Genomic DNA, 19005 nt, shown 5'->3' on the forward strand with positions numbered 1-19005 from the left:
GTTCTCGGCCTGCAGGCCGTAATGCACCAGCATGGTGGCGTCGCCGCCGTCGTCGAGAATGAGGTTGGGGACGCCGCCGCCGTGCCAGTCGAAGAGGCGCGCGGTGTAGTCCCAATACTCGGTCAGCGTCTCGCCCTTGTAGGCGAACACAGGGGTGCCGGCGGCGGCAATGGCAGCTGCGGCGTGATCCTGGGTCGAGAAGATGTTGCAGGAGACCCAGCGCACGTCGGCGCCGAGCGCCTTCAGGGTCTCGATCAGCACCGCCGTCTGGATCGTCATGTGGAGCGAGCCGGCGATGCGCGCACCCTTGAGCGGCTGCTTGGGGCCGTACTCGGCGCGGATGGCCATCAGGCCCGGCATCTCGGTTTCCGCGAGTTCGATCTCCTTGCGGCCGAAATCGGCGAGCGAGATGTCCTTGACGATATAGTCCTTGTCGGCGGCGGCGGTCATGGGCGTCCTTTTTCAAGCGTTTTCCGAGAGCACAGCGGCTCATCGGACCATGGTCGGCCCTTCGTATAGCCGCCCTGCGCGCCGATCGCAATAAGATATAAACAAGTCCTTATGTCCTTGCAGGCGCGGCAAGGAAGGGACGGCGCCAAAGGCCGCCTCGGCCCCCCCCTTTTGGCTGGCTGACGTGGATACCGGCCTGCGTCGGATGACGTTGAATGTGGGCTGGCCGCTCGTGCACAAAGTCACCCCGGTGGAAGCCGCAAAGCGACACCGAACGCCATCGTCTTTCCGGAAAGTGCGGGGCTCAGTCCTCCTCGGCGAGCTCCTCGCCGAAGCCGGTCTCCACCAGGTTCACGAGCGCCTCCAGCGCCTCGGGACCCTCCTTGCCCTCCGCAGTGATGTAGAGGGTCGAACCCGGGCCGGCGGCCAGCATCATGAGCCCCATGATCGAGGTACCGCCGACGGTCTGGCCGTCGCGCGTGACGGTGATGTTGGCCTCGTAGCTCTCAGCGAGCTTCACGAACTTGGCGGACGCGCGTGCGTGCAGACCCTTACGGTTGACAACGGTGACGACGGCCTCGGGGCGTTTGCTGTCTCGAATCTCGGGCATCGCTCGGGTTCCGCCAAACCTATTGCTCGCCCGACAGTTCCTGGCTCGCAACCTTGATGTACTTGCGCCCGGCTTCGCGCGCGAGCGTCACCGCCTCATCGAGCGGGACCTCCGAGCGCAGGCCCGCGAGCTTAACGAGAATCGGAAGGTTGATGCCGGCCAGGATCTCGACGTGCGCCTCGTCCATGACCGAGATGGCAAGGTTGGACGGCGTGCCGCCGAACATGTCCGTCAGGATGATGACGCCCGAGCCCGTCTCCGTGCGGCGCACGGCCTCGAGGATCTCGGTGCGGCGCGCCTCCATGTCATCCTCGGGGCCGATCGAGATGGTCTCGAGCTGGGTCTGCGGTCCGACGATGTGCTCGAGTGCCGCTCGGAACTCGACCGCCAAGCCGCCGTGTGTGACGATCACAAGTCCGATCATCTAGCCCGAGCCGAGAGGTTATTTCGATTTCGGAAGTTCCGAGCTCCGGCCCCGTCCCAGGGCCCAGCTCCAGGTCTCCGCGGCGTCACGACAATCTCCGTCTGTCATGAGCTTCAGGATGCCGCCGCCCCACCGTGCGCGGCGCGCCGGAGACTTACAGGGGTTCGCCGGCAAAGCAAGGGTTTTCCTGACGGCGCTCACGGCGCAGTTAACGTGTCCGCGGCCGCCTCCAGCGCCAGAATCAGCTTGACAGGCGCCGACGATTCAAACGCGGCAAAGCGCAGCAGCGGGACCTTCCGCCCCAGGTACAGGGCGCTCGCCACATCGAGCGGATAGCGCGGAACCTCCGCAGCCGGCACGAGATCGACGACGAGCACCAGGCGCGCCGACGGCCGGAAGGGCAGCGTCAGGATGCCGAGGCCGCGTACCTCGATCTTGCCGGCGATGGTCTGAGGCGGGCTCACCTCAATGGCGGGGCCGCTCAGCGCGAGACGTACCTGATCGTCAGCGACGAGCTCGGCACGGTGGGGACTATGCGCAAGGGGAGCCGTGGCGATGCACCGGAGCGCGAGATCCGACTTGCCCGATCCCGACGGGCCACGGATCAGTGCCGCCCTTTCGCCCAGGGCAACGGCGGTACCGTGGACCAGCTCAGGCCCTGTCGCGGACGGGCTCATGGTAGCCATCCGGAGCGGCAGCCGCGCGCCGCGCGCCCGCCATGCCCGCACGCGCCGATGCGACAAGCGCCGGCAGGCGCACGATGAAGCGGGCGCCGCGGCGGCGCTCCGGCGCCGAGGCCGGGCTCGCCCGCTTGTTCTCGGCCAGGATCTCGCCGCCATGGGCACGGACGATCTCGCGCGAGATGGAGAGGCCGAGGCCGGAGTTCTTGCCGCGCACGGCCTCCGTATCGGGACGGTCCGTGTAGAAGCGGTCGAAGATCATGTCGAGGCGATCCTCGGGAATGCCTGGCCCCTCGTCCTCGACCGCGAACTCGACAGTGGGGCCGATGCGGCGCACGTAGATCGTCACCGCATGCCCTTCGGACGAGAACGATATGGCGTTGTCGACCAGGTTGGTGAGCACCTGGCTCAGGCGGCCGGCGTGGCCGTTGACCAGGAACGCGCCCTCGAACGGCGCCACGGCGACGATCGTCTCGACGCGGCGACTGTCGCTCGACAGGATGTCCCTGAAGATCTGCGTCACGCTCGCGACCACGCCGGTCACGTCCACCGGGCCCATCTGCTGGCGCGCGAGCTCGGCGTCGAGGCGGGACGCGTTGGACACGTCCGTGATGAGCCGGTTGAGGCGCATCAGCTCATTCTGAATCTGCTTCACGACCTCGCGGCGCTGCTCCTCCGACTTGGCGTAGCCCAGCGATTCGGCCATCGAGCGGGCGGCGGTCAGCGGGTTCTTCAGCTCATGGGCGACGTCGGCGGCAAAGCTCTCGCTCGCCTCCACGCGCCGGTAGAGCGCCGCCGTCATGGCGGCGAAGGCCGATGCCATCTGCCCGACCTCGTCGGTGCGGTGAGCGAAATCGGGAAGCTCGTGGCGCGCGCCGATGTTGCGGCTCACGAGATCGGCCGAGGCCGAGAGCCTGCGGATCGGGCCGGCCACCGTCCTCGCCAGGACAAGCGCGCTCAAGAGCGTCGCCAGCATGGCGAAGGCCGCGAGCAGCCAGATCTGGTTCTGCTGGTCGGACACGATCTGATCGATCTCGCCGGGGCGCGTCGACATCAGCAGAACGCCCTGCACGGTGGAGGCGCGCTGGATCGGCACGGCCGTCGAGACGATCTGCTGGCCCTTCTCGTTGAGCAGGAGCATGGCGGTGGTCTTGCCCTGCAGCGCCTGTCGCACCTCGGGATACGACGTGCCGTTGGCGTTGCCGATCTCCCTGTAGACGGGAAGATCCTCGCTCATCATCATCCAGGACTTGAGACGGCTCCAGAAGTTCTTCGGGCTGGTGCGGCCGCCGTCGGGCACCTTCGGTTCATGACGGGAGAGCTGGCCGCGCTGGAGCAGGGTCGCCGAGTCCATGACGAGCGTGCCGTCGCGGCTGTAGACGCGGGCGCGGCGGGTGGTCGGCTGGATGAGGCGGCGCAGGATGGGCGCCACCCGCTCCGGCCGCAGCGACAGCTCGTGCGCGCTGAACGCGTCGTCGTAGGGCGAGGCGACCTCCTCCTCAGCGGTGGGGTCGGTGTGGATGACGAGGCGACCGGTCTCGACGCGGGCATTGCCCGCAATGGCAGCTGCGATGATCTCGCCCTGCACGCGCAGCGACTCGCGCTTGGCGTCGAGCAGCCAGGCGTTGTTCTCGCTGAAATAGAGTATGCCGCCGATCATGACGACGAGACCGGCGAGGCTCGCCACGAGGATGCGGCGCAGGAGGCTGCCGGCAATGAAACGGACAACGAGGAAATGCCGCCACCAGGAGAGGGCGCCGTCGCTCGCTCTCAGTCCGCGGCGCAGGAGATACCGGGTGCGGGAGACGAAGTTGCCGAGGTGCCGGCGCGCGCCGGCGAGCACAGCCTCAAGCCCAGTCGCAACCGTCGGCGATCGCTCGGTCTCGAGCGCCATAGCCCCTCCACGCGGACCGGTGTCGCCGGTCTTGCCTCGACGAAACTCGCAAGAGCGCTCTTCGGAGCTCCGCCGTCTCCAGGCGAGCCGCGCGCTATGCTTCCTTGAAGCGGTAGCCTACGCCATACAGCGTCTCGATGACATCGAAACTGTCGTCGACTTGCTTAAATTTCTTACGCAAGCGCTTGATATGGCTGTCGATCGTCCGATCATCCACATACACCTGATCGTCATAGGCCGCGTCCATCAGCGCGTCACGCGTCTTCACCACGCCGGGGCGGTGGGCCAGCGCCTGGAGGATCAGGAACTCGGTCACGGTCAGCGTCACCGGACGGTTGTCCCAGTGGCAAGTGTGGCGCTCGGGATCGAGCTTCAGCTTGCCGCGCTCCAGGATGTGGGCAACCTGCGGCTCGACGGCTTGTCCGTCCTTGGGCTGCAGGCGGCGGAGGATGGCGCGGACGCGTTCGACGATGAGGCGCTGTGAGAAGGGCTTCGCGATGTAGTCGTCGGCGCCCATCTTCAGTCCGAACAGCTCGTCGATCTCCTCGTCCTTGGAGGTGAGGAAGATGACCGGCATGTCAGACTGCTGGCGCACGCGGCGCAGCAGCTCCATGCCGTCCATGCGCGGCATCTTGATGTCGAAGATGCCGAGGTCTGCCGGATCCTCGGTCAGGGCTTCAAGCGCTGAGGCGCCGTCGGAGTACGTGCGTACCTTGTAGCCCTCAGCCTCGAGCGCCATGCCGAGCGAGGTCAGAATGTTGCGCTCGTCGTCGACCAAAGCGATCGTGCTTTTCTCTTTCATGGTCCCGATTATCCTCGCGGCAACCCTAATTGCTACCCTGGCGCTTTATGGTCCCAAGGTGGATCAATTGTGGCAGGAGCCTTCTTATGTATTGGGGCCTGAACACAAACTGAACGGCCCAAGGGGGCCATAACCGACCGGGGTACATCAGATGACAGACACCGACGGCGGCATGAGCGCGCGAACTCCGGAGCCTTCGTCCCCCGCCCAGCTCCCGCCGGGAGAGGCCGCGCGCCTCATCATGCGCCGCTCCCTCAAGGCCGCTCTCGCCACGCTCGAAGCGTCGTCCGGTCATCCTTACGCCTCGCTGGTCACAATCGCAACCGATGTGGACGGAACGCCGCTGTTCCTGATCTCAACCCTCGCACTTCACACGCAAAATCTTAAGTCGGATGCCCGGGCGAGCCTGCTTTTCGACGGCACAGACGCGGCCGGCGACCCGCTGGCGGGCGGGCGCGTCACGGTAATCGGGCGGGCAGTCAAGACGTCCCGGGCCGCGGCGCGGGAGCGCTTCCTGGGCCGGCACGGGCCTGCCCGCGCCTATGCCGATTTCCCCGACTTCTCGTTCTATGAGCTCGAGCCCGAGCGGGCGCATTTCATCGGCGGTTTCGGGCGTATCGTCGACCTCGCGCCGGCGGACCTTCTGCTCGACATCTCGGACGCGTCCGATCTGGTCGCAGCCCATGCCGACATCGTCTCGCACATGAACGACGACCACGCCGCCGCCATCGCGCTCTATGCCACCGAGCTCGCCGGCGCTCCGGGAGGACCCTGGCGCATGACCGGCCTCGACCCCGAAGGCTTCGATATCGTCTGTGATGGGACGGTCCGGCGCCTGCCATTTACCAAGCGCGTCACCAACCCCGAGGAGGCACGCCGGGAGCTGGTAGCCTTGGCTGCTCTTGCGCGCGAGCGGCAGTCCCAGCGTTGACAGTATCCATCCGGCCGCGAGGCCGGTCCGCTTGAATGGACGTTCTTCCAGGTGCTAGCCTTCGCCGCGCCACCTAAAAAAACTTCAAAACTTTTCAACGCCCATTGCGCGGAGGAACTTTATTATGAACGCCATGCCACCTGTGGAGGTGAAAACAACAAATCCTGCCGTTCTGGCTTTCGTCGAGGAAGCCCGCGCCCTGTTCAAGCCGGAAAATGTCCGATGGTGCAACGGCACCAAGTGGGAATATCAGGAGCTCCTGAAGTCGCTGGTCGACGCAGGCACCGCCCAGTGGCTCAACCCGGCCAAGCGGCCGAACTCCATTCTCGTGCGCTCGGATCCCGCGGACGTGGCACGCGTCGAGGATCAGACCTTCATCTGCTCGCGCTCGAAGGACGACGCGGGGCCGACCAACAACTGGGCGGGCCCCGACGAAATGAAGCGTACGCTCGCGCAGCTCTACGACGGCGCCATGGCGGGGCGCACCATGTACGTCGTGCCCTACTCCATGGGGCCGATCGGCTCGCCGATCGCCGGCATCGGCGTCATGGTCACCGATAGCGCTTATGCGGTCGCCAACATGCACATCATGACGCGCGTCGGCGACAGGGTGCTGGCGGCGCTCGGACAGAGCACCGATTTCGTGCGCGGCCTGCATACGGTCGGCTATCCGCTGGCCTCGCCCTCGGCCGCAGACGTGCCCTGGCCCTGCAACAAGACCAAGTACATCTCGCATTTCCCGGAGACGCGCGAGATCTGGTCCTACGGCTCAGGCTACGGCGGCAACGCGCTGCTCGGCAAGAAGTGCCACGCGTTGCGCATCGCCTCGGTCAAGGCCCGCGACGAGGGCTGGATGGCCGAGCACATGCTGATTCTCAAGCTCACCAACCCGGAAGGGCGCGTGAAGTACGTCGCAGCCGCCTTCCCCTCGGCCTGCGGCAAGACCAACCTCGCTATGCTGGTGCCGACCATTCCCGGCTGGAAGGCCGAGACGCTCGGCGACGACATCTGCTGGATGAAATTCGGCGCCGACGGGCGCCTCTATGCCATCAATCCCGAGACCGGCTTCTTCGGCGTCGCGCCCGGCACGTCGAACGAGAGCAATCTCAATGCGATGAAGACGCTGCACGCCAACATCATCTACTCCAACGTGGCGCTCACCGACGACGGCGACGTGTGGTGGGAAGGGATGAGCGAGCCGCCTGCGCCCGCCATCGACTGGATGCGCCGCTCGTGGACGCCCGGCTCGGGACGCCCGGCCGCGCATCCAAACGCGCGCTTCACGGCTCCCGCGGCGCAGTGCCCGGTGATCGCCAAGGAATGGGAGGATCCGGCCGGGGTGCCGATCGACGCCATCCTGTTCGGCGGGCGGCGCGCTTCCGTCGTGCCGCTGGTGTCGGAAGCGCTCTCATGGCGCCACGGCACGTTCCTCGGCTCCATCATGGCGTCGGAGAAAACCGCGGCCGCCGCCGGAAAGGTCGGCGAGCTGCGGCGCGATCCGATGGCCATGCTGCCGTTCTGCGGCTACCACATGGGCGACTACTTCCAGCACTGGATCACCGTTGGCGAGAAGGGCGGCAGCAAGATGCCGAAGATCTTCTACGTCAACTGGTTCCGGAAGAGCCCCGAAGGCAAGTTCCTGTGGCCGGGCTATGCCGAGAACAGCCGCGTCCTGAAGTGGATCTTCGAGCGCTGCGAGGGCACGGCAGGGGCCGTCGACACGCCGATCGGCAAGCTGCCGGCGGAAGGCGCGCTGGACCTCAACGGGCTCAATATTGCGCCAGGCGCCCTCTCCGAGCTTTTGCGCGTGGACCGCGACGGGTGGAGGACGGAGTTGCCGTCCATCCGCGAGCACTTCGCGACCTTCGGCGCCAAGCTGCCGGCGGCCCTCAACGAGGAGCTGGATGCGCTCGGTCAGCGCCTCGGCTGATTCCGCGCGACGTTGCGCCCCATGCCGCACTGACCCCCTGGGCGGAGCCCAGGGGTTTTGCTCATGCGCCGTTTCGCGCTTATCGCGGATGCTCGATCTCGCGTATGAATCATGGTCTACACGCAGCGTGGAGCGTGCCGGCGCGCACCACGCTTCCCATGGGTTTCACAGTCATGATCACGCTCTGGACTTAAGGGATCCGAAGCCATCATGGTCTAGCTTTCGGGCGTGATCCGTAGAAGGCCGGCGAGCGGGAACCGGCCCGGGACGACTGCAATGCTGAGCTGGCTTTCCAGGCTGTTCCGGCGACGCCGTGAGGCTTTGCCTTCGCTGCAACGCCGCCCGATGTCCTCCGTGCGCGTCGTCCACGACGACAAGGTCATCTCCGTCGACAGCGGCACGGGCCTCGTATCCACGCTGGCCTGGGCCGACCTCGGCAGCGTGACCGTGCTTACCACCGACGCGGGGCCGTTCCAGATCGACCTCTACTGGGTGCTGACCGACCGCGACGGCCGCCACTCGATCACCATCCCCATGGACGCAAGCGGCGAGCACACGCTGCTCAAGGCCATGCAGGCGCGTCTCTCGGGATTCGACAACATGGCCGTGGTGGAGGCCATGAGCAGCACGAGCGGCGGCGTGTTCCAGGTCTGGCCGGCGGCCGAAATGGTTTGACGCCCGCAAACGTTGCCCTGCGGCGGCCGCCCCCCACTGACGCTCCCTCCGATTCCGGCTATGGTGGGGCCAGCCATATGCACCCCTTGTTCCCAGAAAGGACCGTCGATGTTCGACCCCGAGAGCCCGCCCGAGCTGCAGGCCGCAGCTTGGTTCAACGCCGACCCGCCGCCGACGCTCAAGGGCCTCAAGGGCAAGGTCGTCGTGATGGCCGCGTTCCAGCAGCATTGCCCGGGCAGCCTCCGGCACGGGCTACCGCAGGCAGCGCGCATCGCCGGCGCATTCAGCGACGACGAGGTGGTCGTGATCGGCCTCAACACGCCATTCGAGCACACGGACAAGCAGGACAAGGCAGCGCTCGAGGCGTTCCTGGCCGAGCACGAGCTGCCGTTTCCGGTGGCGCTCGACAAGGCCAACGGCAAGAGCCTGCCCAAGACGATGGAGGCCTACGAGATCCAGGGCACGCCGACCGTGCTGCTGTTCGATCGGCAGGGACGGCTCCGGCGGCACTACCTCGGCCAGGTGGACGATCTCCGGCTCGGCGCGGAGGTGATGGCGCTCACGATCGAGGCGCGTGACGCACCGCGCGAGCAGTCGATCGCGCTCGAGCGGCGGCTAGCGGCCGTGCTCACCGATCCGAACGCGCACCACCACCACGACGGCGGGTGCTGCGGTGGGCATGGGCATTCCCACGACCATGATCACTCCGAGGGCGGCGGTTGCTGCGGTGGCCACGGCCATGCGCATGATCATGATCACAGCCACGAGCACGCTCATGCCCACGGCAAGGGTGGCTGCGGGTGCGGCCACGATCATTGAACCGTTCCCTCTCCCCGCGCGCGGGGCGAGGGAAGAGCGGCGCGGTCAGCGCTTTTCCCTGAACGATGGGCCTTCGAAGATGCGGACCGGGCGGCCGCGCTCGAGGGCGTCGTGGTGGGCCCAGCGATCGCGCTCCGCATCGGCCTTCGCCACCTCGGCGCCCTCGGCCTGCATCACCGCAAGGCGCGCGAGCGCGAGCTTCTTGTTCATGGCCTGAGACCGCTCCTCGCGCGCGGTGGCGACGAGGCCGCTCGGACGATGGGTAGCCCGCACGGCGCTCTCCGTCTTGTTGACGTGCTGGCCGCCGGGGCCTGACGCACGCATGGCCTCGAAGACGACGTCCGCGAGACGCAGCTCCGCCGCGTTGGAGTCCGGCGGCGTCAGCATCTCGACGCCGACGAACCAGTTCTTGCGCTTGTGGCCAGGCCGCACCGGCGACGGGCAGATCCAGAGCACGCTGCCGCGGCTCCGCCCTGCGAAGGCGCGGGCACCCTCGCCATCGAGCGAGAGCAGCGCGGAGAGCGCCGTGCCGCGCTCGCGGCCCTCGACGACATCCAGCACCTCGCAGGCGAGGCCAGCCTTGCGCGCTTCCTTCTCCAACACGCCCGCAAGCTTGGCCACCGCGAGCTGGCATTCGGCGGGGCCGCGCCCCGACGTGATCTGCAGCCAGATATGCTCACTCATCGCGCGTCCTCCGCACCTTGTAGGTGAGGACCGGGCGGTAGACGGCAATGGTCGCGATCAGCCCGGCGCCCTCGAGGTCGGCGATCACCTGCGCGATGTCCTTGTAGGCTTGCGGGGCCTCGTCGTAGAGCAGCTCGCGATCCTCGCAGATGACGCGGCCGCCCAGCTCCGTGCGGGCCAGATCCTCCACGCGGTACTTGTGCGACAGGCGCGACTTGGCATAGCCGCGCTGCCAGCGTCGCCCGGCGCCGTGGGCGAGCGACCAAGCGGCGTCTTCACCACGCTCGCCAAGCGCGCGCACGAGGTAGCTCCGCGTGCCACGCGAGCCAGGGATCATCAGCGCGCCCTGCTCCAAGGCTTCGCGCGTCGACGCCGCGCCCTTGCGGTGGAACCAGGCCGGCGCGCCCGCGAAGTCCTCGCGCGTCACCATGTTGTGGGCGACGTCCGAGACGGAACGCGCGTCGGCGCCGAGCTCGCCCGCGAACCGGTGTGCGATCAGCGCGCGATTGGCGCGGGCGAAGCGCATGGCGTGCTCGTGACGGGCGAGGTAGTGCGCCGCCGCCTCGCTCTCCTCCTCGAGCGAGTTAGCGCCGTGGCGCTCCAGAAGCTCGCGGAAGATGTCCTGGCCGAGGCCGCGGCTGCCCGAGTGGATCAGCAGCGCGGCATCGGCCTTGTCGAGGCCGAGCGCCGCGAACGCCGCCGCGTCGCGCACCTCGTCCACCACCTGCAGCTCGGCGAAGTGGTTGCCGCCGCCGATGGTGCCGAGGCCGGCATCCGACAGCGAGGGCGCGAGACCGAAACGCGCACGCCACGGCGTGAGGTCGCCGTCCCACGGCGCCTCGAGCCCAAAGATGCGCTTTTCCAGGCGGTCGAGCTTGAGCTTGCGGGCGGGGAGGGCGAGCGCCCAGAAGCTCATGCCGCAGCCGATGTCGTTGCCGGCGAGAGCCGGGTAGAAAACGCCACGTGAGACGAACGCGGCGCCGACGGCGATGCCCTTCCCCGGATGCAGGTCCGGAAAGCCAGCCGTCAGCACCATGCCCGGAAGGCATGCCGTGTGGTTCAGTTGCGCGAGGGCGGCGCCCTCGATCCAGGATTGGTCGGTCGTGAAAAGGCGGACGTTCGGGGCGCTATGCGCCGCGTCCGTTTGCGAATTGCCCATTGGAAATGCTCAGGAGAACAGGGGTATCCATGCCCGCGATGCGGCCACCGCGGACGGCTGCTTTCAGCGTCTCGTCGATGGTGCGGCACATGGGGTTCTCCTTCCGGCAATTCGTCTGCGTTCGTTCCGAAGGCCGGGCTGATACGCGCGAATTGCGACGGAAACAAGCCGTGTTCCGATCAATCACGCGTGAGCAACGGGTGCTCAAGTTGTGCATCCCGCCGCCGGGTCGCCTGCTTGTTAGTTTCGAAGGCTCTGCCTTCAGGCGGTCACCCGAATCGGCCGAATGTCCGTCAAGCGAATCTGGAAGGGAGCCGGCGAATGACCGAGCGCGCGACAGGGCAGAGCAAAGACGCGGACGACGAGATGCCCGTGCGCGAGCGCGCGTCTCCAACCGGCTCGAAAAGGAAGACAATTCCCGCCGAGGCGTTTGACAAGAAGACCATCGCGCTCGTTTACGACTTCGACGGCACGCTCTCGCCGCGCCCAATGCAGGAATACTCCTTCCTGCCGCAGCTCGGCGTCGAGCCAGCGGCGTTCTGGGCCGAATGCACGCGCGTCGCCCGCGAGCAGCAGGCCGACCCGCTCATCACCTACATGCACCTCATGTACAAGATGGCGCGCGAGAAGGGGCTGCGCATCGACCGGGACGATCTCGTGAAGCAGGGCGCATCGGTGGAGCTCTTCCCCGGCGTCGCCGAATGGTTCGCAGCGATCGCGGACTACATTCAGATCCGCGCCGAGAGCGCCGGCGTCGCGCTGCGTCATTACCTCGTGTCGTCGGGGCTGACCGAGATCATCGAGGGGACGACGATCCGCGAGCACTTTCACAACGTGTTCGCGTCGGAGTACTGGTTCGACGCCTACGAGCTGCCGTTCCCCAAGCGCGTAATCACGGACACGGGTAAGACGCAGTACCTGTTCCGCATCAACAAGGGCATCGAGGATCTCGGCGAGAGCATCAACGCGCACATGGCGGAGGAGCTTCGTCCGATCCCGTTCCGCAACATGATCTACTTCGGCGACGGCGAGACGGATGTGCCATCCATGGCGCTGATGCGCAAGAGCGGCGGGCACGCGGTCGCCGTGCACCCGGAAGAACGCGGCAAGGGCTATGCGACGTGCGTGGAGCTGTTCCGTGCGGGGCGCGTCGATTTCTTCGCGGCCGCGGATTACCGGCGCGGATCGGACCTCTTCAAGCGGACGTGCCTGCTGCTCGACCGCATTTTGGCGGACATCGCCGTGCAGGAGGAGATTTGGAAGGTGGGGAAAGGGATGGGTTGAGACAAATTCCACGCCGGTCAGCTATCGAATCGGTCCATGCTTGGCAAATGATCGCTTATCTCTCAATCCTTCTGACGGCATGCTTGGCCTTTGTTGGAATGCCAATTTATTGCATTCTGCTCGGCGCGGTGGTTCTTTTTGCGCTCTCGTTTATCGAGCAACGTAAACTCAGCCCCCGCTTTGGGGCAATCGGCGCAAGCTATGTGTTGACAATGGCAGCGTGGCAAAGTGCCGGCGAGGCTTTGATTGCGTCTGGCACTGCTTACACTTTGGGTATAACTGCGCGCGCTGTTATGATTAATTGAGGGGACTAGGACTATCAGGTGGGTTATCGTCCGCATGGAATGCCGCCAATGCGGCGCACATGCGATTGAGTCCTGCAGTTGCCTCTTGGTTTTCAGGCTCCCTTCGGAGAATTTCTTGATAGATAGAAAGCGCGGCTCCGTAGTGCTGCGCTGGAAGCGTCAGTTTGTTTAACTTTTCCAGAACGCGCCCCAAACATTCTTGAATCGTAGCATGATCCAATTGGCCTCTAGCGCCTGCTGGTAGGTTGTCTAGGGCTTTTTGCAAGCAATCCCGCGCTGACATTAACGTTGCGGTTCGTCGATCGTTGGACTCGTATTGTCTTTCCAAGACATTCCCCATGCATAGCCAGGCACGATAGTGTTGTTGCCTCAAAGCGGGTGTGTCTTGCGTCAACGCTGCCAGCTCTTTGTACGCTTCCCGCGCAAGGTCCAGTTGATCCAGTGCCTGATGCTGATGAGCGATGTATTCCAGTATTTCAGGGTTTTTGGGCTCGATCTCAAGTGCACGGCTGAAGTGGTTCAAGGCGATCCGATTTTGCCGGTCTCGGTCAGAGAGGTTGTTAGCGGCTTCGGCGCGCGCCGAAGCGATAGCCCCCTTTAGCAGATACGCGGTGGCCTCTTGCTCCCGGTAAAGATTCTGACTTCTTTGGCAAAAATGCATCTGCTTCTCAACTTCGACAAGCGCAAGTTCGATTTCAGCTTCTGCCGTACTCAACGGTGCGGGTTTCCACCTGCGAGCCCAGTTCAATCTCTTCATTAGTCGTACTAGCGGTTCGACGACAAACAATGGCGGTCGAACCATGGCTATCTCTGGACTTGGCCTCGTAACGAGTTTGACTAGGTCGGAACGAGCGGCTCTGAACCGTGTCTCTTCTCTGTCGAGAAGCTCATTGAGCCTCGTTGGAAGCCGGCTATTCCTGTAGAACCACCACTTGTAGATCGCGAAGGAACCAGGAACTAACGCTAACAGGCCGCTCAGAAGCCAAATAGCGGGGTCCAGCGTGCTGCGCCAGACTGTTACCCACGCTGCGAATACCCGCCAAGACGTAGAGAACCAATGAGCAATCTCGGGCCCAGCATCGGGACTGCTGGTCGAAGCAAAATAGAGAAGATCCATGACGCCCACCCCTCGTCACGCAAGAATACGTGCTTCTGATTATGCTCAAGATAAGCACCGCGACTGCCCATCTGGCGAGTCAAAAATGCAGTTGTCGGATGAACTTGCGACCCCGAATTCTGCGGCTCCCATGAGCGCATCTCGATTTTGCTTTGGATCGTAATGCCTCGTGGCATTGCGCTGAGAGAGTGTCACAGTTTGCAGAAGTTGACGCCCGCCTCCCGCGGGCATCCGCGACACGCTGCAACTTGCGTGTGCCATCAAGGCAGCGAGTGTGTGGAAACTGGCGTGGATGGCCAGCACGGCCATGACCGATGAGGTGAGGCGTGCAAAAAACTCGAGACGAGGTTGCAGCCAGTGCGGCGCAGATCAGAACAGTTTGTTCAAGCTGCGTTGGATCTGGCGGAAGCCGCGGGAGACAGCGCGGGGGAAAGAGTTCTTCTTGCGGTATTTGCGGGCCGAGCGGCGGGGCTTGTGCTTCCTCACCTCGTGAGCCGCGACGCCCGCTGCCGTCAGCGCGGCCGCATCCTCCATGCCCATCCCGTCATCGCGCTCGGTCGATGCGGTCTGCACCGAATTGATCGGGTTCGGGGCGCGTTGATCCTCGGTGTTGAAGCCCAGGTCGTCGGCGCCGTTGGGCGTCTCAGCCAGGTTCGGAGCGGGAAGGCGCTCCGCACGTGCCTCGGCCGGACGCTGCCTCTCGATGCTGGCAACCTCGGACCGCTGCACGGGCGGGCGCGACACACAGCCCTCATCCTCGCCACCGACGCTGCAGTCCGCCGTGCAGGAGATCTTGTTGTGCGTCTCGAGCAGTGCCAGCAGCACCGGATCCGCGCGGTCGATCGGCAGACGCGCGTTGACGCGGGCCGTGAACTCGCCCATGGCCGCGCGCGTCGAGGCGGACCAGATGCCGTTGATCGGGCCGCTGTAGCAGCCGGCGCGCTTCAGCTCGATCTGCACGGCGCGCGCAACGGATATCCGGTCATCGAAACGCTCTTGAGGATAAGCCTCCATGCCGGACGGTCGCTCGGCAGGCGTCGGAGCGGGCGGCGTGGCGGCAACGGGCGTGAAGACCGGGCCAGTGACGGTCACCGCGTCCTCGGGAATGTCGTCGGAGCCGAGCAGGGCGCCGTAGACCACGACCACAGCAGCGAGTGCGACGCCGCCTGCGGCGAACACGGTGGCGAGGCTGACGGACGACCTCGCCGCGAGGAGCTGCCGGAAGGCTTCAAGAACGAAACGCATGCACTTACCCCACACCATCCGCTCAGCCCGCGCCTCGGGCCGCGCAACTCGACGCTTCATCACCCATTTCATTCCGCACGCGAAAAGCACTTTAGCACAAGCGGGGTTACGAAGGCACTCATCGGTGGCGCGCGTTTCGGCGCAGCCGAGCAATTCGTGCATACCTGTTGAGGTGTAATGCCCGCGCCTGAGCGCATGCGCGCTCAGTGCGGACCCGTGTCCGGTTTCAGGAAGCGGGCGGCGACCCAGCCTTGGCGACCCTTATACTCGACGCGACACCACTCGAGCTTGGCGTTCTTCTTCTCCTCCTCCGTCATGTCCATCCAGCGGTCGAGGCTCGGCTCCGGCTTGAGGCAGCCGAAGTTCTTGAGGCCGCGCGCGTTGGGCGGGATGCCGGCGAGCTTCTTGCTGTCGCCGTGGGGTACGTCGCGCATGTTGAGCACATCGTCGGCGGCTACGCCGGTGACCGCCCAATACTGCGGTGGATCCTCCGCGGAGGCACGTGCTGCCGCAAGCATCAATCCCAAACAGGTACAGGCGAGCAGGCCGGCGGCGCGGCTGATGACAGGGTCCCCCATCGCTTCCCCTCGTTTTTTCTGCGTCTTGCCCCCGCTGATGGAGAGGCAAGCCAAGAAATGTGCAACCGCTATGACGCCGCGGCGCACGGCCGGCTCGGCCCCCGGCAGGACGTCCATGGATCTTGGGCAGAGGCCGGCGGGTTCCTATGTGCATAGATGATCGGTATTCGTACTCGGGAGATATCCATGGCCTTCGAGGATGTGAAAGCGGAGATCGGCCTTTTGCTCTCGCGCATGCAAAACGAGCCCGAGGACGCCCATGAGCTCTATCTGCAGCTCCTGGAGAAGCTCAACGAGCTCAAGGCCTATGGCTTGCCCATCCCGGACGACCTCAAGAACCTCGAGGCGGCGCTTTCGGCGGAATTCGACGGCGGCGCGCAACGACCGGGTTGAGCCCGCCGCTCGGTCGTCGTATGCCCTGCCCTCCTGCGCACGCGGACACCGGATCGCGGCGTTCCATCGCGTACGGATCGCCCCCCGCTTGCGACGCCGACTGCCCGAGGATTTACCTTGATGACCGACGATGCCGACATCGACCGCGCCGCCCGAGAAGGGGGGCTCTTGCGGCTGATCACGCTTGTTGCCGGCAGCGTCGAGATCATCGCTTTCACGCTGCTCGCGCATCTGCTGCTGCAGTCCGCCGACCCGCTCGGAGAGGACGTGGGCGTGGGCAAGGCCTCACTGATGGCTCTCCCGCTCGTCGGCCTGATCTTGCCCGGCCTCCTGCTCGCATGGCTCGACCGGGCTCCCCGGATCGCGCTCGCCCTGGTGCTCTTGGCCATTCCCGTGGCGACCGTGTCCTGCCTCTAGGCCCGTTATCCGGGCTGTTCATAAGCTTAGCTTTTGGAGTCAATAATTTTTCTTGATACCTGGATCACGAACTTGCGATTTGCCGTTATCGCTGGCCTTGCCTATATACCATGCAGCATCAGACGGGCTGGCGGCCCGCTGATCATTGGAACATCCTAAGGAGGAACTGCCATGAAGACCTGGATGAAGCCCTCGGTTCGCGAGCAGGAAGTCGGCCTCGAGGTTACCTCGTATCTGCCGGCTGAGATCGACCTCATCTAAGTCGATCGGCTTTCAGTCGAATTCAACGGCGATCGCGCAAAGCGGTCGCCGTTTTCTTTTTTGGGCCAGGCATTGACGCCGAATTCTCAGCTTCCCCGGCGGCGACTCCTCCATTCACGGCTGAAATTTTCTGAGCGGCTTTTCCCGCGCGCTCATCGCTGCCTTTTCCGGTCCAATCAAGCCGTGCGCGTGCCTGCTCGCGAGCCTCAATCGGCGTTGCGCGATTTCGCGCCTTGCGTAGTCGCAAGCCCGCTCAGCCACTCCGTTCCGCTCGATGCGGCCGCAACGCCGTGCTTGTCGGGAACAGTGCATTTTTGCCCGGTTCTGCGCACGCGCGGGCAAGTAGGACCGGAGCATTGTGCGACCGGCACGACCCGGCGCGCTTGGCGTAGCCAGCGCAAGCCCCGGGAGGGCGCTGCGCACGAAAAGTTCAAGTCGCGTGAAAATTGCGTTCCTTTTGTCGGGCGACTGCTCTCTGCTTCGGAAATGCTTTCAAATACGGCCCTTCATGGCATTTTGCTACACAGTAGCATCAGGCCGCCTGATAGAACGCGATTGAAAATACGATTGGTCTTCAAGGGATCGACTCCCTATTTATCCTGGATGCGGAGACGTGTGTCGTCCCGCATCTCAAAGGAGGAACTACCCATGAAGACTTGGATGAAGCCTTCGGTTCGCGAGCAGGAAGTTGGCCTCGAGGTCACCTCGTACCTGCCGGCCGAGATCGATATCATCTAATATCGATCGCCTTTCGGTCTTTGGCGCGGCGGCCGCTTCTGCGGCCGTCGCGCTTCTGTATTAGGCATGCGACGTTCAAGGTGGTTTTCCAGCGCGTTGAGGTCCCGTAGATGATATCTGGCGCCTCCGGCTGAACGGGGCGAGCCCGATCTGGCATACTTGCCGCTCATCCCCCGCGTGGACCTCCGCCACATGCTCATTCGCGACGCTTTTCCGAGTGACGAGCCTTTTTGGCGCCAGCTCTGGGCCGGCTATCTCGCCTTCTACCAGGCCGATCTGCCGGACGAGGTGACGGCGAAGACCTGGGAGCGGCTGATCCGCAAGCAGGACGGCCTTTTCTGCCGGGTTGCGGAGACGGGCGGAGAGGTCTGCGGGTTCACCCTGTCGGTCCTGCATGCCGGCACCTGGACGGTGGCGCCCATCTGCTACCTCGAGGACCTGTTCGTCGCGCCGGAGCACCGGGGCAAGGGCATCGGGGAGGCGCTGATCCGTGATCTTGTTGGCCTTGGCAAGGCCAACGGCTGGTCGCGGCTCTACTGGCACACGCAGGCAACCAACGACACGGCGCGCAGCGTCTACGACCGCTTCGTCAAGGCCGACGACTTCGTCCGCTATCGCCTGTTCCTCTAGGGTGCGTTTACGCTCAATCGAGCGGGGTTGCGTTCTTGACGTCATGGCCACCTCGCGGCGGTCGTCCAGGCAGCCCGCGAAACCGTTCCGCCTGGGCTCTGGATGGCCGGGCCATGACGGAGGAGAGCCGCAGAGGTTCAACGTGATGATGGTCTAGAGCGGCACCTCGGGCTGCTTCTGGGCCTCGCGCTCCAGCCGGTCGATGCGCTCCTTGAACTTCTTTACCATGCCTTCAACGTAGTCGAACAGCTTGTCGACATCGCGCTCGGTGGGAACCGGCAAATCGCCCGGAGGGGCCGGCACCGCGTCGGCGGCCGGCGGCTCGCCCGGCGGCGTGATCTCGGCGCGCGGAGCGCCGCCCGGTGTTTCGCGCAACTGCCGCTCCGCCTCGAGCGCCCGCTTCTCACCCTCGAGCTCCTCGACGCGCTTCTTCAGCGCGCTCTCGGACTGCGGCATGTCCTTGCACGACCAATTCCCCTCGGCGCCGCTGCAGAACGACATGGCGCCCGTCTCTCGATCGAGGCGGATGACGCCGCCCTCCGTGGGGGACATCGTGTAGCGGCCACTGTCCTCGCCGGCCGCCCAGGCGGGCATGGCAACGAGGGCGGCAAACGCGGCTACACACCAGGGGCGGCCGCTTCTCCAGCCGCGACGGGACGAGGTGGACACGGGAATGTTCTCCATTCGTTGCGAGGCAGGGCTGCCCTGGAGTCGAGATATGATCGGCTTGAAGAATAGCAAGCGATTGTGTCCCGCGTTCGGCCCGTCCAACGGGCCTCAAGCGAATCACCTGCAGGAGAGCGACAGGATCGCCTCCTCCCCAGCCGCCAGAAAGCGGCGCACCGAGCCCCGTTTTCCCGCCTTTCTGTAGGACTTAACACAACATTTACTGCTGACTGCGAGCCTCACCACATTCGGGTTTCTGGTTCGTGCCTCGTCTGACCCTCAACGCGCTTCAGCTCGGCACGCGCGGCTCCGC

The 19005-nt window shown here is 65.0% G+C and carries 23 protein-coding genes; 11 read left to right on the plus strand and 12 right to left on the minus strand.

Features of this window, described 5'->3' with window-relative positions; all coding sequences use genetic code 11:
- From IT540_RS15895 to IT540_RS15920, 6 genes are all read right to left on the minus strand, one after another.
- The coding region (locus IT540_RS15895; RefSeq protein ID WP_291180075.1) for an adenosylhomocysteinase at positions 1-450 on the minus strand (450 nt) is incomplete at its 3' end.
- Between the two features lie 304 nt (positions 451-754).
- Positions 755-1060, minus strand: a complete 306-nt coding sequence (locus IT540_RS15900) for an HPr family phosphocarrier protein (RefSeq protein ID WP_291180078.1) — start codon at positions 1058-1060, stop codon at positions 755-757.
- 19 nt (positions 1061-1079) lie between these two features.
- The gene (locus tag IT540_RS15905; protein ID WP_291180081.1) at positions 1080-1484 is read right to left on the minus strand and encodes a PTS sugar transporter subunit IIA; all 405 of its coding nucleotides are present in this window, start codon (positions 1482-1484) and stop codon (positions 1080-1082) included.
- Positions 1485-1681: 197 nt separating this feature from the next.
- Complete coding sequence (locus IT540_RS15910) at positions 1682-2161, minus strand: HPr kinase/phosphatase C-terminal domain-containing protein (RefSeq protein WP_291180084.1); 480 nt, start codon at positions 2159-2161, stop codon at positions 1682-1684.
- Complete coding sequence (locus IT540_RS15915) at positions 2136-4058, minus strand: stimulus-sensing domain-containing protein (RefSeq protein WP_291180087.1); 1923 nt, start codon at positions 4056-4058, stop codon at positions 2136-2138. The genes IT540_RS15910 and IT540_RS15915 overlap by 26 nt, the downstream gene beginning before the upstream one ends.
- 94 nt (positions 4059-4152) lie before the next feature.
- Positions 4153-4860, minus strand: coding sequence for a response regulator transcription factor (locus IT540_RS15920; protein WP_291180090.1), 708 nt, complete (start codon positions 4858-4860; stop codon positions 4153-4155).
- Positions 4861-5011: 151 nt separating this feature from the next.
- Here IT540_RS15920 and IT540_RS15925 point away from each other — a divergent pair, with 151 nt between their 5' ends.
- From IT540_RS15925 to IT540_RS15940, 4 genes are all read left to right on the plus strand, one after another.
- Entirely contained in the window at positions 5012-5791 is a 780-nt protein-coding gene (locus IT540_RS15925; protein WP_291180093.1) for a DUF2470 domain-containing protein, read from the plus strand.
- A gap of 124 nt (positions 5792-5915) precedes the next feature.
- Positions 5916-7721, plus strand: a complete 1806-nt coding sequence (locus tag IT540_RS15930; protein ID WP_291180096.1) for a phosphoenolpyruvate carboxykinase (GTP) — start codon at positions 5916-5918, stop codon at positions 7719-7721.
- Positions 7722-7997: 276 nt separating this feature from the next.
- Positions 7998-8396, plus strand: a complete 399-nt coding sequence (locus IT540_RS15935) for a hypothetical protein (protein WP_291180099.1) — start codon at positions 7998-8000, stop codon at positions 8394-8396.
- Between the two features lie 108 nt (positions 8397-8504).
- Positions 8505-9215, plus strand: coding sequence for a redoxin domain-containing protein (locus IT540_RS15940; protein WP_291180102.1), 711 nt, complete (start codon positions 8505-8507; stop codon positions 9213-9215).
- A 45-nt stretch (positions 9216-9260) separates the two neighbouring features.
- On the opposite strand, the gene prfH is transcribed toward IT540_RS15940, so the two are convergent.
- Positions 9261-9899, minus strand: a complete 639-nt coding sequence (gene prfH, locus IT540_RS15945; protein ID WP_291180105.1) for a peptide chain release factor H — start codon at positions 9897-9899, stop codon at positions 9261-9263.
- The gene (locus IT540_RS15950; protein ID WP_291180108.1) at positions 9892-11058 is read right to left on the minus strand and encodes an RNA ligase RtcB family protein; all 1167 of its coding nucleotides are present in this window, start codon (positions 11056-11058) and stop codon (positions 9892-9894) included. Before IT540_RS15950 ends, prfH begins: the two co-directional genes overlap by 8 nt.
- A 321-nt stretch (positions 11059-11379) precedes the next feature.
- Here IT540_RS15950 and IT540_RS15955 point away from each other — a divergent pair, with 321 nt between their 5' ends.
- Positions 11380-12342: an HAD family hydrolase gene (locus IT540_RS15955; protein WP_291180111.1), complete on the plus strand. Its 963-nt coding sequence runs from the start codon at positions 11380-11382 to the stop codon at positions 12340-12342.
- Between the two features lie 47 nt (positions 12343-12389).
- Positions 12390-12647: a hypothetical protein gene (locus tag IT540_RS15960; protein WP_291180114.1), complete on the plus strand. Its 258-nt coding sequence runs from the start codon at positions 12390-12392 to the stop codon at positions 12645-12647.
- Here the strand turns inward: IT540_RS15960 and IT540_RS15965 are convergent.
- The 3 genes from IT540_RS15965 to IT540_RS15975 all read right to left on the minus strand — a co-directional run bounded on the left by IT540_RS15965 (position 12640) and on the right by IT540_RS15975 (position 15587).
- Positions 12640-13362, minus strand: coding sequence for a hypothetical protein (locus IT540_RS15965; protein WP_291180116.1), 723 nt, complete (start codon positions 13360-13362; stop codon positions 12640-12642). The genes IT540_RS15960 and IT540_RS15965 overlap by 8 nt on opposite strands.
- A 771-nt stretch (positions 13363-14133) precedes the next feature.
- Positions 14134-15009: a hypothetical protein gene (locus tag IT540_RS15970; RefSeq protein WP_291180119.1), complete on the minus strand. Its 876-nt coding sequence runs from the start codon at positions 15007-15009 to the stop codon at positions 14134-14136.
- A gap of 203 nt (positions 15010-15212) precedes the next feature.
- Positions 15213-15587, minus strand: a complete 375-nt coding sequence (locus IT540_RS15975) for a hypothetical protein (RefSeq protein WP_291180122.1) — start codon at positions 15585-15587, stop codon at positions 15213-15215.
- Between the two features lie 186 nt (positions 15588-15773).
- Between IT540_RS15975 and IT540_RS15980 the strand changes: the two genes are divergently transcribed.
- The 5 genes from IT540_RS15980 (at position 15774) to IT540_RS16000 (ending at position 18026) form a co-directional block, all read left to right on the plus strand.
- On the plus strand, positions 15774-15980 hold the full coding sequence (locus IT540_RS15980) for a hypothetical protein (RefSeq protein WP_291180125.1): 207 nt from the start codon (positions 15774-15776) through the stop codon (positions 15978-15980).
- A gap of 120 nt (positions 15981-16100) precedes the next feature.
- Positions 16101-16397 carry a hypothetical protein gene (locus IT540_RS15985; protein ID WP_291180128.1) on the plus strand — a complete coding sequence of 99 codons (297 nt, stop codon included), beginning with the start codon at positions 16101-16103 and terminating at the stop codon, positions 16395-16397.
- 171 nt (positions 16398-16568) lie between these two features.
- Positions 16569-16658 (plus strand): pyrroloquinoline quinone precursor peptide PqqA, encoded by a 90-nt coding sequence (pqqA, locus tag IT540_RS15990; RefSeq protein WP_020086227.1) that lies wholly within the window; start codon positions 16569-16571, stop codon positions 16656-16658.
- 648 nt (positions 16659-17306) lie between these two features.
- Positions 17307-17396, plus strand: coding sequence for a pyrroloquinoline quinone precursor peptide PqqA (pqqA, locus tag IT540_RS15995; protein WP_020087993.1), 90 nt, complete (start codon positions 17307-17309; stop codon positions 17394-17396).
- Between the two features lie 192 nt (positions 17397-17588).
- The gene (locus IT540_RS16000; protein ID WP_291180131.1) at positions 17589-18026 is read left to right on the plus strand and encodes a GNAT family N-acetyltransferase; all 438 of its coding nucleotides are present in this window, start codon (positions 17589-17591) and stop codon (positions 18024-18026) included.
- Between the two features lie 153 nt (positions 18027-18179).
- On the opposite strand, the gene IT540_RS16005 is transcribed toward IT540_RS16000, so the two are convergent.
- Positions 18180-18695, minus strand: a complete 516-nt coding sequence (locus tag IT540_RS16005; RefSeq protein WP_291180134.1) for a hypothetical protein — start codon at positions 18693-18695, stop codon at positions 18180-18182.
- Between the last annotated feature and the right edge of the window lie 310 nt (positions 18696-19005).

The sequence above is a fragment of the Hyphomicrobium sp. genome (assembly GCF_020852195.1).
GTDB lineage: Bacteria > Pseudomonadota > Alphaproteobacteria > Rhizobiales > Hyphomicrobiaceae > Hyphomicrobium_C.